A 16828-nucleotide genomic window follows, 5' to 3' on the forward strand; every position below is an offset into this window, starting at 1 on the left:
ACGTCAGGCTCCCTTCACTGCAGAGCGGATGACGACGAGGGCACCCTTGGGGCCGGGAACGGCGCCCTTGATGAGGATGACGCCCTTGTCGATGTCGACCGCGTGGACCTTGAGGTTCTGGGTGGTGACCTGCTCGGCACCCATGTGGCCGGCCATGCGCAGACCCTTGAAGACGCGACCCGGGGTGGCGCAGCCACCGATCGAGCCGGGCTTGCGGTGGTTGCGGTGCGCGCCGTGCGAGGCGCCCACGCCGGCGAAGCCGTGACGCTTCATGACGCCCGCGAAGCCCTTGCCCTTGCTGGTCGCGGTGACGTCGACGACGTCTCCGGCGGCGAAGATCTCCGGGGAGATCTCCTGGCCCAGCGTGAAGTCGGCAACGGCCTCGGTGCGGATCTCGACCACGTGGCGACGCGGCGTGACGCCGGCCTTCGCGAAGTGGCCGGCGACCGGCTTGTTGACCTTGCGGCCGTCGATCTCGCCGAAGCCGACCTGGACGGCGGAGTAGCCGTCGGCCTCACGCGTACGGATCTGCGTGACGACGTTGGTGTCGGCGGCGATCACGGTGACGGGAATGATCTTGTTGTCGGCATCCCAGACCTGGGTCATGCCGAGCTTGCGGCCGAGGAGGCCGCGCGTGGTGGCAGTGCTGGTGTCGCTCATTGGTCGCTGACTCCCCTCAGAGCTTGATCTCGATGTCGACACCGGCAGGCAGGTCGAGACGCATGAGCGAGTCGACTGTCTTGGGCGTCGGGTCAATGATGTCGATGAGGCGCTTGTGGGTGCGCATCTCGAAGTGCTCGCGGCTGTCCTTGTACTTGTGCGGCGAACGGATCACGCAGAAAACGTTCTTCTCGGTGGGCAACGGCACCGGTCCTGCGACCTTGGCGCCCGTGCGCGTCACCGTGTCGACGATCTTGCGTGCCGACGTGTCAATGACCTCGTGGTCGTAGGCCTTGAGCCGGATACGGATTTTTTGTCCCGCCATGCTCTCGCTTGTCCTTTACGTTCGTTCGCTTCGCAGTCTCGCCCCGGATCGAGGGAGAAAGGCTCCTCCCTCCCGCCGACCCCCGAGGTCGGGCGTGTCGCGGCCCAGCGGGCACATGCGTCACACACTTCTCGAGTTAGGTGGTTGGACCCGCCTCAGGCGGGACAAGCTCGATCTCAGTTTCGGCACCGGCGTCATGAATCGGCGTGAGAACCGGACGGTCGGCACCCCAGCGATCGAGCCGGAGCAACCGAACTAGTTTGACAGACTCCTGCGGTGAAAGACAAATCGGCCCCTGTCTCAGTCCCCGGGACGCGGCGAGGGCTGTGCCCGCCGGTCCCTACGGTGTGTCCATGACCACCCTCCTCGGCCCCGCCCCCACCTGCGCCCTCCCGCCGCCGCAGGAGCAGGCTCCCCCGGTCCAGCGCGGACCGCTCGCCGGCGTCGCCCTCGTCTCGGCGCTGCTGCTCGTCGTCGTCGGCACCCAGCACGGCGCGAAGTTCGCGGTGCTGCTCGCCCTGGGCCTCGGCCTCGGAATCGCCCTGTTCCACGCGCGGTTCGGCTTCACCTCCGGATGGCGACAGCTCGTGGCGGTCGGCAATGGCGCGGGTGTGCGTGCGCACGCGCTGCTGCTCGGCACGGCCGCGACGCTGTGCATGATCCTGCTCGCGTCCGGCACGGGCCTGTTCGGCTCGACGCCGCAGCCGGCGGCCGGCTCGATCGGGGTCGCCCTCCTGCTCGGCTCGTTCCTGTTCGGCCTCGGCATGCAGCTCGGTGGCGCGTGCGCCTCCGGGACGCTCTTCGCGGTCGGCTCCGGGCAGTCCAGCGTCCTCGTGACGCTGGTGGGCTTCATCGTCGGCTCGGTGCTCTACACCTGGCAGTTCGACCTGGTGGACGACCTGCCCACCTGGGACCCTGTGCTCCTGCAGGACCACCTCGGCTACGGCGGTGCGTGGGCCGTCACGATCGTCGCGCTGCTCGCGATCGTCGCGGGCAGCCGCGCCTACCAGGCCCGGCGGAACCCCCCGCCCACCGGACGCCCGCCCACCGCGCAGGGCATCGCCCGGGTGTGGCGCGGCTCGTGGCCCATGCTGGTCGGGGCCGTCGTCCTCGCCGTGCTGGCCGCGGGTGTGCTGCTCGTGTCGGGTGGCATCTGGGGCGTCACGAGCGCGTTCGCCCTGTGGGGCGCCAAGCTGCTGCAGCTCGTCGGGCTGCACCCCGAGGGCTGGGCGTTCTGGCAGCAGCCCGTGATGTCGGACCAGCTGGCCGGATCGGTCCTCGCGGACAAGAACTCGCTCACCAACATCGGCATCATCCTCGGTGCCGCCGTCGCAGCGACGCTCGCGGGCGTGTGGTCGTTCCGCCACCGGTTCAACGGCAAGGAGGTCGCCGCAGCGTTCATCGGCGGCATCCTGCTGGGCATCGGCGCCCGGCTCGCCTCGGGCTGCAACATCGGCGCCTACCTCGGCGGCATCTCCACCGGCAGCCTCTCGGGCTGGATCTGGGGCCTGGTGGCGCTCGCGGGCACGTGGGTCGGCCTGAAGCTGCGTCCGCTCTTCGGGCTCGCGGTGCCGCGCTCGGACGACAGCGTCTGCTGACCCGCGCGGTCCGCTAGTGGTGGACGTGGTGCTCGGAGTCCTGGTGCCCGGCCGGCTCGATCTGGAACGTGGAGTGCTCGACGTCGAAGTGGCTCGACAGGCACGCGCGGAGCCGGTCGAGCACCGCGTGCGCCTCGTCCATCCCGGTGACGTCGTCGTCCACGACCACGTGCGCGCTCATCACCGGCATCCCCGAGGTGATGGTCCAGACGTGCAGGTCGTGGACGTCCTTGACGCCCTCGGTCCCGACGATGTGGTCACGCAGCTCGACGAGGTCGACGTCGCTGGGTGTCGACTCCAGCAGGACCTCGACGACGTCCCTGAGCAGGGAGATCGCGCGGGGCAGGATCATCGCGGCGATCACGAGGGACGCGACCGCATCGGCGGCGTACCAGCCGGTCCAGACGATGATCACCGCTGAGACGAGCACCGCCACCGAGCCGAGCGCGTCGCCCACGACCTCGAGGTACGCGCCACGGACGTTGAGGTTGTTCTCCGAGCCCCGGCGAAGCAGCAGCAGACCGACGAGGTTGGCCAGCAGGCCGATCCCACCGGCCACGAGCACCAGGCTGCCGTCGAGCTCGGGGGCGTCCCCGAAACGGCGTACCGCGCTCACCGCGACCCACGCCGCCAGCCCGATCAGGATGAGCCCGTTGAGTCCCGCGGCGAGGATCTCGGTGCGCTGGTAGCCGAACGACCGCCGCGAGCCCGGCCCTCCCCCGCGCTGGGCCACGGTGATGGCGGCGAGCGCCATGACGATGCCGAACGAGTCGCCGAGCACGTGGCCCGCGTCCGCGAGCAGCGCGAGGCTCCCGGTCACGACGGCGACGACGGCCTCGACGACGAGCACCACGAGGGACAGCCCGAGCACCGTGGCGAGACGCCCGCGGTGCTGCACGCCTGAGCCGTGCGCGTGATCGTGTCCCATGGGTCAAGGCTAGGCCGTCGGCCCCAGCACCACGACCTCGTCCCCGTCCCACGGCCGGTGCAACGCCAAGGGCCCCGCCCAGCCGAAGCTGGACGGGGCCCTCGCAGAGAGCAGGTTGCCAATCAGATGTTGGCAGTGCTCACTTGTTGATCTTCGTGACGCGACCTGCGCCGACCGTGCGGCCACCCTCGCGGATGGCGAAGCGCAGGCCTTCCTCCATGGCGATCGGCTGGATCAGCTGAACGCTCATCTCGGTGTTGTCGCCGGGCATGACCATCTCGGTGCCCTCGGGCAGCGTGACGACGCCGGTGACGTCCGTGGTGCGGAAGTAGAACTGCGGACGGTAGTTGTTGAAGAACGGCGTGTGACGGCCGCCCTCCTCCTTCGACAGGATGTAGACCTGGCCCTCGAACTCCGTGTGGGGAGTCGTGGAACCGGGAGCGATGATGACCATGCCGCGCTCGACGTCCTCGCGCTTGGTACCACGCAGGAGCAGTCCGACGTTCTCGCCGGCCTGTCCCTCGTCGAGCAGCTTGCGGAACATCTCGATGCCGGTGACCGTCGTGGTCTGCTTGGTCTCACGGATGCCGACGATGTCGACGGTCTCGTTGACCTTGATGACGCCACGCTCGATACGACCGGTGATGACGGTTCCACGACCGGTGATCGTGAAGACGTCCTCGACGGGCATGAGGAACGGCTTGTCCGTCTCACGCGGGGGCATCGGGATGTAGTCGTCGACGGCCTGCATGAGCTCCAGGACCGACTCGCCCCACTTCTCGTCGCCGGCCAGAGCCGGAACGGCGGCGACCCGGACGACCGGGACGTTGTCGCCGTCGAAGTCCTGGTCGCTGAGCAGCTCCCGGACCTCCATCTCGACAAGCTCGAGGATCTCTTCGTCATCGACCATGTCGCACTTGTTGAGCGCGACGACCATCGCGGGCACGCCGACCTGGCGAGCGAGCAGCACGTGCTCGCGCGTCTGGGGCATGGGTCCGTCGGTGGCGGCGACCACGAGGATCGCGCCATCCATCTGAGCCGCACCGGTGATCATGTTCTTGACGTAGTCCGCGTGGCCCGGGCAGTCGACGTGCGCGTAGTGGCGGTTCTCGGTCTGGTACTCGACGTGCGAGATGGAGATCGTGATGCCGCGCTGGCGCTCTTCCGGGGCCTTGTCGATCTGATCGAAGGCCGAAGCCTCGTTCAGATCGGGGTACTTGTCGTGCAGCACCTTGGTGATCGCCGCGGTAAGAGTCGTCTTACCGTGGTCGATGTGACCGATGGTGCCGATGTTCATGTGCGGCTTGGTCCGCTCGAACTTCGCCTTAGCCACTTGGGGCTCCTTCTTCGAATTGGTTGCTGTTGAACGCCGTCGGATACTCGCGGCACGAGTCCCTCAGGCCATCTTATGAGATGGTCCGCTGTTACTCGCCGCGGGCCTTTTTGATGATCTCTTCCGCGACGTTCTTGGGAACCTCCGCGTAGGAGTCGAACTGCATCGAGTATGACGCACGGCCCGAGGTCTTGGACCTCAGGTCGCCGACGTACCCGAACATCTCTGACAGGGGGACGATCGCCTTGATGATCTTGACGCCGCCCATCCCTTCCTCCATGGCCTGAACCTGGCCACGGCGAGAGTTGAGGTCGCCGATCACGTCGCCCATGTAGTCCTCGGGCGTGGTGACCTCGACCGCGAACACGGGCTCGAGGATCACCGGATCGGCCTTGCGAGCTGCTTCCTTGAACGCCATGGAACCGGCGAGCTTGAAGGCGAGCTCCGAGGAGTCGACGTCGTGGTACGCGCCGTCCTCCAGGGTGACCTTGACGTCGACCATCTGGTAGCCGGCGAGGACACCGAACTGCATGGCGTCCTGCGCGCCCTGGTCGACCGACGGAATGTACTCACGGGGAACGCGTCCACCCGTGACGGCGTTGTCGAACTCGTAGCCACCCTCGCCACCCGCGAGCGGGCCCGTGGGCTCGATCGAGATGACGACCTTGGCGAACTGGCCGGAGCCACCCGTCTGCTTCTTGTGGGTGTAGCTGACGTTCTCGACCTTGCGCTTGATGGTCTCGCGGTACGCGACCTGCGGCTTGCCGACATTGGCCTCGACGTTGAACTCGCGCTTCATGCGGTCCACGAGGATGTCGAGGTGCAGCTCGCCCATGCCGGCGATGATGGTCTGACCCGTCTCCTCGTCGGTGTGGACCTGGAACGTCGGGTCCTCCTCGGCGAGGCGCTGGATGGCCGTGCCGAGCTTCTCCTGGTCGCTCTTGGTCTTGGGCTCGATCGCGACCTGGATGACCGGCGCGGGGAACGTCATGGACTCCAGGACGATCTGCTTCTGCGGGTCGGCCAGCGTCTCACCGGTCGTGGTGTCCTTCAGACCCATGACGGCGACGATCTGGCCGGCGCCGACGGAGGCGATCTCTGCGCGCTTGTTGGCGTGCATCTGGTAGATCTTGCCGATGCGCTCCTTGCGGCCCTTGGTCACGTTGATGACCGTGGAGCCGGCCTCGAGGCGACCGGAGTACACGCGCAGGTAGGTCAGCTTGCCCAGGTGCGGGTCGGACGCGATCTTGAACGCCAGGGCGGCGAAGGGCTCGCTCTCCTTGGGCTCACGCGTGTCGGTCTTCGTCTCGTCGCGGGGGTCGAGGCCGGTGACGGCGCCGACGTCCAGGGGCGACGGGAGGAAGTCGATGACCGCGTCGAGCAGGGGCTGGACGCCCTTGTTCTTGAACGCGGTGCCGCACAGGACGGGGTTGAGCTTGGCGGCGAGCGTCGCGCGACGGATGGCCGGCTTCAGCAGCTCCGGCGTGATGTCGGCGCCGTCGAGGTAGGCCTCGGCGAACTCGTCGTCGTTGTCGGCGAGGATCTCGATCATCTCGTTGCGGGCCTCGGCGGCCTGGTCGGCCAGGTCGGCCGGGATCTCCTCGACCGTGTAGTCCTCACCGATCTGCGTCTCGCCGCGCCACACCAGGGCGCGGTTGCCGACGAGGTCGACGACGCCGATGAAGTCGCCCTCGGCGCCGATCGGCACCTGCAGGACGAGGGCCGTCGCGCCGAGGCGCTCACGGATCGTCTTGACGCAGAAGTCGAAGCTGGCACCGGTGCGGTCGAGCTTGTTGACGAAGCACATGCGCGGGACGCCGTACTTGTCGGCCTGGCGCCAGACCGTCTCGGACTGCGGCTCCACGCCGGCGACACCGTCGAACACGGCGACCGCACCATCGAGGACGCGCAGGTTGCGCTCGACCTCGACGGTGAAGTCGACGTGCCCGGGGGTGTCGATGATGTTGATCTGGTTGTCCTTCCACCAGCAGGTCGTCGCGGCCGACGTGATCGTGATGCCGCGCTCCTGCTCCTGCTCCATCCAGTCCATGGTGGCGCCGCCGTCGTGGACCTCACCGATCTTGTAGTTGATACCGGTGTAGAAGAGGATGCGTTCGGTCGTCGTGGTCTTGCCGGCATCGATGTGCGCCATGATGCCGATGTTGCGGACCCTGTTGAGGTCGGTGGTGATGTCGGTTGCCACGAGTGTGATCGCTTCCTTTGATGCGGGGCCCCCGCCGGGTCACGGCGAGGAGTGGTGGTGGTGCTGACTTACCAGCGGTAGTGAGCGAACGCCTTGTTGGCCTCGGCCATCTTGTGCGTGTCCTCACGCTTCTTGACCGCGCCGCCGAGACCGTTGCTGGCGTCGAGCAGCTCGTTCATGAGGCGCTCGGCCATGGTCTTCTCACGACGGGCGCCGGCGTAGCTGACGAGCCAGCGCAGGGCGAGCGTGTTCTGACGAACCGCGCGGACCTCGATCGGGACCTGGTAGGTCGCGCCGCCGACGCGGCGGCTCTTGACCTCGATGGCGGGCTTGACGTTGTCGAGCGCGCGCTTGAGCGTGATGACCGGATCGGTGCCGGACTTCTCGCGGGTGCCCTCGAGTGCGGCGTAGACGATGCGCTGGGCGACCTGCTTCTTGCCGTCGACCAGGACCTTGTTGATGAGTGAAGTGACGAGCTGGCTCCCGTAGACGGGATCAGTCTCGACGACGCGCTTGGGCGCGGGACCCTTACGAGGCATTACTTCTTCTCCTTCTTGGCGCCGTACAGGCTGCGGGCCTGCTTGCGGCCCTTGACGGCCTGCGTGTCGAGGGCGCCGCGGATGATCTTGTAACGGACACCGGGCAGGTCCTTGACTCGGCCGCCGCGCACGAGCACGATCGAGTGCTCCTGCAGGTTGTGGCCCTCGCCGGGAATGTATGCAGTGACCTCGGTACCACTCGAGAGCTTCACACGGGCGACCTTGCGGAGCGCGGAGTTCGGCTTCTTCGGGGTGGTGGTGTAGACGCGGGTGCAGACACCGCGACGCTGAGGGGATCCCTTGAGCGCGGGGGTCGTCGTCTTGACGACCTTGCGCTGACGGCCCTTGCGGACCAGCTGGTTGATCGTGGGCACTACAAACTTCCTTCTTCTGGCTGGCGCGAGCCATGAGTCGTGATGCGCTCACCGCCCCAAAGTTCTGGCGGGATGTGCGCAACGGCCTGATGAGTTCAGGCACAGCGCTAAATACTACCCGGCTGCCCACGGAAGTTCCAAACCGAGAGCACCCCGGTCCCGCCGCCCGCCGTCAGCGCGCCGTCGCGGAGTCCAGCACCTGGGCGAGGTGGACGGCCTGGACGGCCGCGAGGTCGTCCAGCTGCGTGCGGCAGGAGAAGCCGTCGGCGACCACCAGGGCACCCGCCGGCGCGTTGCGCACGGCCGGCATCAGTTGCTGCTCGGCGACCGCCACGGACACCTCGTAGTGGCCCTTCTCGACGCCGAAGTTGCCCGCGAGCCCGCAGCATCCCGAGACCCGGTCGATCGTGGCGCCGGTCGCGGTCATGACGGCCAGGTCCGCCTCGAACCCCAGCACGGACGCCTGGTGGCAGTGCGGCTGCACCACGAGCGTCGTGCCCGTGAGGTCCGGCGGCCGCCAGCCCTCGGTCCGCTGCAGCAGCTCCGAGAGCGTGAAGACGCCCTGGGCGACCTCGACGGCACGCGGGTCGTCCACCAGCTCGACGGCGTCGGAGCGCAGGACCGCGAGGCACGACGGCTCCAGGCCCACGACGGGCACGCCCGCCGCGACGTACGGGTGCAGCTGCTCGATCGCCCGGCCGATCATCGTGCGAGCGGTGTCGAGCTGTCCGGTCGTGATCCAGGTGAGCCCGCAGCACTGCGGGCGACCGAGCACCTCGACGTCGTACCCGGCGCCGTCGAGCACACGGAGCGCAGCCTGTCCCCCGTCGGTCGAGAAGTACTCGGTGAACGAGTCCGCCCAGATGACGACGCGCGGCCGGTCGTCCGTGCGGACCGGCCGAGCGGTGCGCGAGAAGCGCCGGGTCGCGAACGCCGGCAGGCTGCGACGCTGGTCCACCCCGGCCACCCAGCGGGCGACCGAGCGCAGCCCGGGCGTGCGCAGGCCCAGGTTGGCGAGCCAGGCCACGGGCGCGGTGACCCTGGCCCAGAACGGCAGCCGGCCGAGGACGTAGTGGCTGCGGGGACGCAGGCGCCCCTCGTACGACTGGTGCAGGACCTCGGACTTGTAGGAGGCCATGTCGGTGCCGGTGGGGCAGTCGTTGAGGCAGCCCTTGCACGCGAGGCAGAGGTCCAGCGCCTCGTGCACCTCGGGCGCCCGGAAGCCGCCCGTGACCAGACGTCCGTCGATCATCTCCTGCAGGACGCGGGCACGCCCCCGGGTCGAGTCCTTCTCCTCGCGGGTGGCCTGGAAGGACGGGCACATGACCCCGTTCGAGCCTGCGTTGTCGGCGATGCACTTGCCGACGCCCGTGCACCGGTGCACGGCCTTGCCGAGGTCGCCGTCGTCGTGCAGCAGGCGCAGGCCGAGGCGGCGCGACAGGTGCTCGCGGCCCGGGGAGTGGATCGACTCGGGCCCGCGCAGGTCGGCGTCGACGGCGGCCGGCCGCACGAGCACGCCGGGGTTGAGCAGGTCGTCGGGGTCGAGGACGGCCTTGACCTGCTCGAACAGGCTGATCGCCTCGCCGGAGTACATCAGCGGCAGCAGCTCGGATCGGGCCCGCCCGTCCCCGTGCTCGCCCGACAGCGACCCGCCGAGGCTCGCGACCTGGGTCGCGGCGTCGGTGAGGAACCGCCGGAAGACCTGGTGCCCGCCCTCGGCGTCCAGGGGGAAGTCGATCCGGATGTGGACGCAGCCGTCACCGAAGTGCCCGTACGGGACCCCGTCCAGGTCGTTCTCGCGCAGCAGCGCGTCGAGCTCGCGCAGGTAGCGGCCGAGCTTCTCCGGCGGCACCGCGGCGTCCTCCCAGCCCGACAGCGCCTTGCCGGGCAGGGTGCGGGTCGCGAGGCCCGCGCCCTCCTCGCGGATGCGCCACAGCACGGCCTGCTCGCCGCCGTCCGTGACGACCCGGTGGTCGAGCGCGGACGCGGCTCGCGCCGCCTGGGCGACCGTGTCGGCGATCTCGGCCGGCACCTCGCCGGAGATCTCCACGAAGAGCCAGCCCTGACCCCGCGGGAGGTCGGGGACGGTGCCCCGGTGGGTGCGGTAGACGTCCACGATCCTCGAGTCCAGGCCCTCGCACGCGGTGGGCCCGAACGGGAGCAGCGCCGGGACGTCGTCGGCGGCCTCGGCCATCGAGGCGTACCCGAGCACGAGCACCTGGCGGTGCGGCGGGTCCTGCACGAGCCGCACCGTGGTGGACGTCATCGTGGCCAGCGTCCCCTCGGTGCCGGCCATGAACCTCGCGACGTCGAAGCCGTTCTCGGGCAGCAGGTGCTCGAGGCTGTAGCCGGACACCTGGCGCCCGAACGTGCCCAGCTCGGTCCGCACCGTCGAGAGGTTCGCGCCCACCAGGGACCGCAGGTCGTCGAGGGTCGAGGACGGGGTGGCGCTCGCGCCGTGGCCGAGCGTCAGCTCCTCGCCCCGCATCGTCACGACGTCGAGGCCGACCACGTTGTCGGCCGTGCGGCCGTACGCCAGCGCGCGCGACCCGCACGCGTTGTTGCCGATCATGCCGCCCACGGTGCACCGCGTGTGCGTCGACGGATCGGGGCCGAACCGCAGCCCCAGGGGCGTGGCCGCCTTCTGCAGCACCGCGTGGACCGTGCCCGGCTCGACGCGGGCGGTCCGGGCCTCGACATCGATGTCCAGGACCCGGTTGAGGTGGCGGGTGAAGTCCAGGACGACACCGGGACCGACGGCATTGCCCGCGATCGACGTGCCGGCGCCGCGGGACGTCAGGGGCACCCCGGTCGTCCGGCACGCGGCGACGGTCGCCAGCACCTCCTCGGTGCTGCGCGGGCGCACCACGACCCGCGGGACGACGCGGTACAGCGAGGCGTCCGTGCTGTAGAGGGCGCGGGTGAGCGTCGAGTCGTCGACGTCCGCGACGCCGAGGCGCCCGAGCTCGGCGACGACGTCGGTCGTCGTCGCGTCCGTGATCGTCACCAGATCTCCAACGACTGCTCGAGAATGGTCGCCACGGCGTCCTCGGTGACCTCCAGCGGCGCGGTCGCGAGCAGCCGCTGCTGCTTCATGGTGCCCTCGACGAGCGAGTTCACGTCACCCTCGCCGTACCCGACCGCGCCGATGCCGGACGGGATGCCGACGTCACGCATGATCGCGGCCAGCACCTGCGGCAGGAACTCGGCCGGGTCGTCGGGACGCTGGGCGGTCGGGTCGAGCAGCTCCGCGGCGCGGACGTGCCGCTCCGGGGCGGCCTGGAACGTGTGGCGGAACGCAGCGGGCGCGGTCAGCGAGACGGCCATGCCGTGCGGGACCATCGCGTGGTCCGCGTCGTACCCCTCGGGCCGGAAGTCGCGGACCTGCCCCGCGATCGGGTACGCGTTGGCGTGCGGGATGTGGACGCCGGCGTTGCCGAAGCCCAGACCGGCGAACGTCGCGGCCATCGCGACCTCGGTGCGCGCCGCGAGGTCGTCACCGTGGTGCACCGCGGTCCGGAACGAGCCGGCCATGAGGCTGAGCGCCTTCTCCGACCACATGTCGGCGATCGGGTTGGAGCCGCAGTACGGCACCCGCTCGTGCGGCTGCTTGTGCTCGTACGAGGCGAAGGGTCGCGCGGTGTAGCTCTCCAGCGCGTGGCACAGGATGTCCAGGCCGGACGCCGCCGTGACCCCCGCCGGCTGGGTCAGCGTCAGCTCGGGGTCGACGACCGCGAACGCGGGACGCAGCCGGGCGTGGGAGATGCCGGTCTTCACATGCTGGCTGACCACGTCGAGCACGCAGATCGTCGTGCTCTCGCTGCCGGTGCCCGTCGTGGTGGGCACCGCGATCAGGGGCAGCAGCGGGTTCTTCGGCGCGCGCGCCCGGCCGACGGGCGCGTTGACGTAGTCCATCAGCTCACCGTCGTTGGTCGTGAGCAGGTTGACCGCCTTGGCGGTGTCGATCGCACTGCCTCCGCCGATCGCGACGATCGCGTCGAAGGGTCCCTCCGCGCGACCGAACGCGATGGCCTCCTCGAGGCTGCCGTCGGTCGGCTCGACCCGCGCGCGGTCGAACACGACTGTCTCGATGGACGCCGCCCGCAAGGACTCGGCGATCTCACCGGGGGTGCCGGTCGCGGCGACGCCCGGGTCGGTCACCACGAGCACGCGGCGCGCCTCGAGCTGCGTCAGGTCGTGGGCCAGCTCGTGCCGGGCGCCGATGCCGAACTTGAGTCCCGGTGCCCCGTACGTGAAGACCGTCTCGGGGTGGCTGGGCTGGAATCCTGGCATGTCGGCTCCTCGGTGCTCGCTTCGCGCCAGACTAGCATGCTACTGCGGCGTTGGCGGGTCCGAAGCCGAGCGCCCCGGGACGTACAGGTGCTCCTGCAGCCCGCGGGACCAGCCGGGGTCGACGACGTCCACGCCCTCGACCGCGACCTGCTCCATCAGCAGCGTCGCGGTGTGCACCAGGTGCTCCTCCATGTGGGCCGCGGCCGCCCGGGGATCGCGGGTCGAGATCGCCGCGACGATGGGTGCGTGCTCCTCGGCGACGTCCGCCATCGCGCGGGACCGGCTGATCGTCGAGGCCCCTCGGGCCTGGATCGAGTCGCGCAGCGTCGCGACCTCCGCCTGGAGGCGGGCGTTGCCGGTCGCGGCGCCGATCGCCTGGTGCAGGAGCCGGTCGTGGGCCGTGAACTCCGCCTCGTCGTCGAGGCCGACGCTCGTGCGCATGGCCTCGAGCTCGGACTCGATCGCCGCGACGGTCCCCGCGTCCGCGTGGGCCGCCGCGTACGCCGCCGCGGGGACCTCGATCATGAGGCGCAGCTCGAAGACCTCCCGCACGTCGGCGACCGAGACCCCCCGGATGCGGACGCCGCGGTTGCGCTCGATCGTGACCAGCCCGATGTCGGCCAGGCGCAGGACCGCCTCGCGCACCGGCGTCCTCGACACCTCGAGCAGATCGGCGAGGCGGTAGATCGAGTGCAGCGAGCCGGCCGGGAACTCCCCCGCGACGATCGACTCGCGCAAGGAGGCGAAGACCCGATCGGTCGTGGAGACGCGCACCATGGTGACTCGCCTTCCCCTCTTGATCCTCGGCCTTGCGGCGAAACGATATCGTGAGGTGCTGGTGCTCCGGACGGCGTCGACCCGACGCGACCCGACACCCATCTGACCGAAGTCCCACCCGTGGGCGACGAACAAGGGGAATCGATGAAGTCTCGTGCCGGCCGGATGGCACTCGCGCTCGTCATGCTCAGCGCGGTGGCGGCCTGCACGAGCGAGCCCTCGTCGCCCGAGCCGGCGCCGACGGCCACCCCGACGCCCAAGGCGACCAAGGCCGCCGACCTGTCCGAGCACGAGTCCGGCCCCGAGAGCCCGATCGCGTACGGCCTGTACGTCCCGGAGGGTGCGACCCAGCTCGGTCCCCTGTTCCGCTACCGCAGCACCAAGCTGATCGAGGCCTACCGCCCCGAGCTCCAGGCCGCGCAGGCGCAGAAGGACGCCGAGACGGCCGACAGGATCGCCGAGGACGAGGCCAACGGCACCCCCTCGCCCACCCCGACGCCGACGCCGACGACCCGGCCCAGCCCCGACTCGTTCAAGCTGCTCGAGGAGCCGCCGCGGCCGGACACCACGATCTCGCTGATGCGCATCGACGGCGACCCGGGCGTGGTCATGCGCCGGATGCTCGCACAGATGTCCGCCGCGGTCCCCGAGGCGGACGTCCAGATCGACGACCTGTCCGCGTACTGCCGGGCCAAGGACCGCCGCATCACCGGCTGCCAGGCCGTCGTGCGGGGCGTCACCGACGGCAACCGCGACATCCGGATCACGATGAGCGTCGACCCCGGCAAGCTCTCGACCCGCACGGCCCCGCCGGCCGCCCTGACGCGCCCGGTGATGCAGGTCGTCGCCGAGTACGTCGGCGACCCGCGCGCCGGACAGCTGGCCCGTGACACCGGGTCCCTGAACGACGTCCCGGACGTCGACCCGGACGCCGAGGGCTCGGGCCTGATCTGGCCCAAGATGGACGAGGACGCACCGCTGACGACCAAGCTGGTCAACGGCTGGACCGTGCCGACCGACGCGACCCTGCTGCTGAGCAGCTTCACGCCGCAGTTCGCCGCCGTCACCACAGCGCGCGCCATGGAGGCCGACCAGATCGCCGAGCAGTTCGCCCTGAGGAACAGCCCCGACGGCCGGGTCACCAAGGACGTCACCGAGGATCTCAACTCGGTCAGCACGATGTACGCCGTGCGCACCAAGAACGGCTCGATCGCCCGCGCGGTCTACATCCTGTCAGCGCGCGGAAACTACACCGCGCTGTTCTACACGCCGCGCGCGAACTGAGCCGCGTGCTCCAGCGCGTGCACGACCATAGGCAGCACCGGGCCCACGGCTGAGCCCACCTGATCGATCGGGATCCAGGCCGCGACGTCGGTCGTGCCGCCGACCTCCACGACGTGCGGCTCGATCGTCGTGTCCACCTCGACCGCGTAGAGCAGGTGGACGCCGTGGTAGTCCTCGTACTGGTCGCCCCGCCCAAGGGCCACCACGTGCGTGTCGTGGACGTCCACGAGCCGCGACGACAGGGCCACCAGCCCGGTCTCCTCGTGGAGCTCCCGCACCACGGCGTCGTGCGGCGACTCGCCGTGGTCGACCCCTCCGCCGGGCAGCGTCCACGAGCCGGCCGGGTAGCCGACGGACGAGATCCGCGTCAGCAGGATGCGGCCCTCGTGCAGCACGACGGCGTACGCCCCCAGGCGCTGCGTACGTGACGGTTCGGGCACAGGTCCTCCACAGGTCGGATTGGTCTCAGGCTATTAGAGTCAGCAGGGATGAGTGCCCTTGACCCGCTGCCCGTGGCCACCGCTCCACCGAAGGAGCGCGTGGCGTACCTCGACAACGCCCGGTACTGGGTGATGCTGCTGGTCGTCATCGGCCACTCCCTCACCGAGTACGTCGTGATGGACTCCGCGAAGGGCGTCTACACGTGGATCTACCTGTTCCACATGCCGTTCTTCATCCTCATCTCGGGCTACACGGCCCGGCACTACATCGGGGACTTCCGCCAGATCCGGCGCATCGTCAGCACGCTCATCGTCCCGTACCTGCTGGTCGAGACGAGCCTGCAGCTCCTCACCAGGCACTACGACGGCGAGCCCAAGACGTTGATGATCCTGTCGCCGCAGTGGCTCGGCTGGTTCCTCGCGGCCCTGTTCCTGTGGCGCATCACGACGCCGATCTGGCGTGCGCTGAAGTACCCGATCACCACGTCGATCGTCATCTCGCTGCTCGCCGGGCTGATCGAGATCCCCAACGTCCTGGCGCTTCCGAAGGTGCTGGCCCTGCTGCCGTTCTGGGTCATCGGGCTGCACATGAACCGTGAGCTCTTCATGAAGCTGGGCGACTGGCGGATCCGGGCCGCCTCGGTGGTCGCGCTCGTGGTCGCCTTCATCTTCTGCCAGCTGTACTCGGCGGACTGGACGACCCAGTGGCTGCTCTGGAAGGACCGCTACGACGAGGCGCCCCTGGACGCCACAGCGTGGGAGGGCATGACCACCCGTGGCGAGCTGCTGCTCGTGGGCGCGGTGCTGACCTTCGCGACGCTCTCGCTGATCCCCCGCTCCCGTTCGATCACGACCGTCCTGGGCGGGCGTACGTTCTACTGCTACCTGCTGCACGGCTACATCATCATCCTGCTCGACCGCGAGCTGGACCTGTGGCAGAGGTTCGAGGAGTACGGGGCGTGGGCGGTGATCGGCTTCATGGTCGCAGCCGTCGTCGTGGCGAACCTGCTCATGACCAAGCCGGTCGCCACCGTCTTCCGCCCCCTGTTCGAGCCCCGGCTGACCTGGCTGTTCCGCGAGGCCGAGCCACCCTCGGTGCGGGTGCCGGTCGACGCACTCCCGGCCGTCGACGGCTCCTCGCCGACAACCGGCGGCCGGGAGCGCGCCAGCGGCGGCTCCTCGTCCCAGACCTCGGTCCCCGCCTCGTGACCCGGCGGCTGAGCCAGCTCGCCGCCGCCACTGCCACCGCCCTGCTGCTCGGTGGCTGCCTCGCGGGCACGGCCGGGGGCACCCGGTCCACCGACCGACCGCTGCTGGTCGACGACAGGTGCGCCGACCTGGTGGTCGTGGCGGCGCGGGGGTCGACCCAGGACCCCGATCGCAACCTGGGCGTCGGCACCGAGGTCAGGATGACGGTCCACGAGCTCGCACGGCGGCTGCACCGTCGCTCGGACACCACGGTGCGCGTCGAGCCGATCCGCTACGACGCGACGAAGACGTCCACCCTCGCCGACTACCAGGAGCACGTCGCCGAGGGTGCGCGGATGATGACCAGCCGGCTGCGCGGGCTGGTCCGCAGGTGCCCCGACAGCCGCTTCGCCCTGGTCGGCTTCAGCCAGGGCGCCCAGGTCGTGCACACGGCGGTCGCGGACGTGCCGGCCGCCCTGGCCGACCGGGTCGCGCTCGTCGCGATGATCGCCGACCCGCGCCACAACCCCGACGACGACATCGCGCGCTACGGCTACGCGGCGAAGCCGGTCACGGGCAACGGACGTCTGGGAACCGGCTCCCCCGTCGACCCGGACGTCCGCCGGGCCACCATCGCCCTGTGCGTCCAGGGCGACGAGATCTGCAACGACGAGGGAACCCCGGGCGGTCCCCCGTCGGCCACTCACCGGACCTTCTACGAGAAGCCCTCCACGGCCAAGGCGACCGCGAAGCAGCTCGACCGGGTCCTGCGCCGCAACGGCGTCTGACGGCGGAGTCCCAGGACATCGCTGGGGCCCGCGACGAACCCATCCCCACCATAGTGACCCTGCGTCACTATAGTGACGCAAAGACACAATAGTGGCAT

The 16828-nt window shown here is 69.8% G+C and carries 15 protein-coding genes; 4 read left to right on the forward strand and 11 right to left on the reverse strand.

Features of this window, described 5'->3' with window-relative positions; all coding sequences use genetic code 11:
• Positions 1-3: 3 nt before the first annotated feature.
• Together rplC and rpsJ are read right to left on the reverse strand one after the other, a co-directional pair.
• On the reverse strand, positions 4-660 hold the full coding sequence (gene rplC / locus C3E78_RS14905) for a 50S ribosomal protein L3 (protein WP_108579726.1): 657 nt from the start codon (positions 658-660) through the stop codon (positions 4-6).
• Positions 661-676: 16 nt separating this feature from the next.
• Complete coding sequence (gene rpsJ / locus C3E78_RS14910; RefSeq protein WP_007078637.1) at positions 677-985, reverse strand: 30S ribosomal protein S10; 309 nt, start codon at positions 983-985, stop codon at positions 677-679.
• Between the two features lie 353 nt (positions 986-1338).
• Here rpsJ and C3E78_RS14915 point away from each other — a divergent pair, with 353 nt between their 5' ends.
• Positions 1339-2583 carry a YeeE/YedE family protein gene (locus tag C3E78_RS14915; RefSeq protein ID WP_108580914.1) on the forward strand — a complete coding sequence of 415 codons (1245 nt, stop codon included), beginning with the start codon at positions 1339-1341 and terminating at the stop codon, positions 2581-2583.
• Between the two features lie 13 nt (positions 2584-2596).
• Here C3E78_RS14915 and C3E78_RS14920 read toward each other — a convergent pair whose 3' ends face one another.
• The 8 genes from C3E78_RS14920 to C3E78_RS14955 form a co-directional block, all read right to left on the reverse strand.
• Positions 2597-3511, reverse strand: a complete 915-nt coding sequence (locus C3E78_RS14920) for a cation diffusion facilitator family transporter (protein ID WP_108579728.1) — start codon at positions 3509-3511, stop codon at positions 2597-2599.
• 139 nt (positions 3512-3650) lie between these two features.
• Positions 3651-4844 (reverse strand): elongation factor Tu, encoded by a 1194-nt coding sequence (tuf, locus tag C3E78_RS14925; protein WP_108579730.1) that lies wholly within the window; start codon positions 4842-4844, stop codon positions 3651-3653.
• Between the two features lie 91 nt (positions 4845-4935).
• Positions 4936-7047: an elongation factor G gene (fusA, locus tag C3E78_RS14930; protein ID WP_108579732.1), complete on the reverse strand. Its 2112-nt coding sequence runs from the start codon at positions 7045-7047 to the stop codon at positions 4936-4938.
• Between the two features lie 68 nt (positions 7048-7115).
• Positions 7116-7586 carry a 30S ribosomal protein S7 gene (rpsG, locus tag C3E78_RS14935; RefSeq protein WP_108579734.1) on the reverse strand — a complete coding sequence of 157 codons (471 nt, stop codon included), beginning with the start codon at positions 7584-7586 and terminating at the stop codon, positions 7116-7118.
• Positions 7586-7960, reverse strand: a complete 375-nt coding sequence (rpsL, locus tag C3E78_RS14940; RefSeq protein WP_056606137.1) for a 30S ribosomal protein S12 — start codon at positions 7958-7960, stop codon at positions 7586-7588. Before rpsL ends, rpsG begins: the two co-directional genes overlap by 1 nt.
• A 172-nt stretch (positions 7961-8132) precedes the next feature.
• Positions 8133-10967, reverse strand: coding sequence for an FAD-binding and (Fe-S)-binding domain-containing protein (locus C3E78_RS14945; protein WP_235833642.1), 2835 nt, complete (start codon positions 10965-10967; stop codon positions 8133-8135).
• Entirely contained in the window at positions 10964-12253 is a 1290-nt protein-coding gene (locus C3E78_RS14950) for a hydroxyacid-oxoacid transhydrogenase (RefSeq protein WP_108579738.1), read from the reverse strand. Before C3E78_RS14950 ends, C3E78_RS14945 begins: the two co-directional genes overlap by 4 nt.
• Positions 12254-12292: 39 nt before the next feature.
• Positions 12293-13030 carry a GntR family transcriptional regulator gene (locus C3E78_RS14955; protein WP_159085910.1) on the reverse strand — a complete coding sequence of 246 codons (738 nt, stop codon included), beginning with the start codon at positions 13028-13030 and terminating at the stop codon, positions 12293-12295.
• 144 nt (positions 13031-13174) lie between these two features.
• On the opposite strand from C3E78_RS14955, the gene C3E78_RS14960 reads away from it, so the two are divergent.
• Entirely contained in the window at positions 13175-14314 is a 1140-nt protein-coding gene (locus C3E78_RS14960; protein ID WP_135804826.1) for a hypothetical protein, read from the forward strand.
• Here the strand turns inward: C3E78_RS14960 and C3E78_RS14965 are convergent.
• Positions 14293-14754 carry an NUDIX hydrolase gene (locus C3E78_RS14965; protein WP_108579744.1) on the reverse strand — a complete coding sequence of 154 codons (462 nt, stop codon included), beginning with the start codon at positions 14752-14754 and terminating at the stop codon, positions 14293-14295. The genes C3E78_RS14960 and C3E78_RS14965 overlap by 22 nt on opposite strands.
• A gap of 48 nt (positions 14755-14802) precedes the next feature.
• Here C3E78_RS14965 and C3E78_RS14970 point away from each other — a divergent pair, with 48 nt between their 5' ends.
• Both C3E78_RS14970 and C3E78_RS14975 read left to right on the forward strand, forming a co-directional pair.
• Positions 14803-15963 carry an acyltransferase family protein gene (locus tag C3E78_RS14970; protein ID WP_108579746.1) on the forward strand — a complete coding sequence of 387 codons (1161 nt, stop codon included), beginning with the start codon at positions 14803-14805 and terminating at the stop codon, positions 15961-15963.
• Entirely contained in the window at positions 15960-16730 is a 771-nt protein-coding gene (locus C3E78_RS14975) for a cutinase family protein (RefSeq protein ID WP_159085911.1), read from the forward strand. Before C3E78_RS14970 ends, C3E78_RS14975 begins: the two co-directional genes overlap by 4 nt.
• Positions 16731-16828: the final 98 nt, after the last annotated feature.

Source organism: Aeromicrobium chenweiae (genome assembly GCF_003065605.1).
Lineage (GTDB): Bacteria > Actinomycetota > Actinomycetes > Propionibacteriales > Nocardioidaceae > Aeromicrobium > Aeromicrobium chenweiae.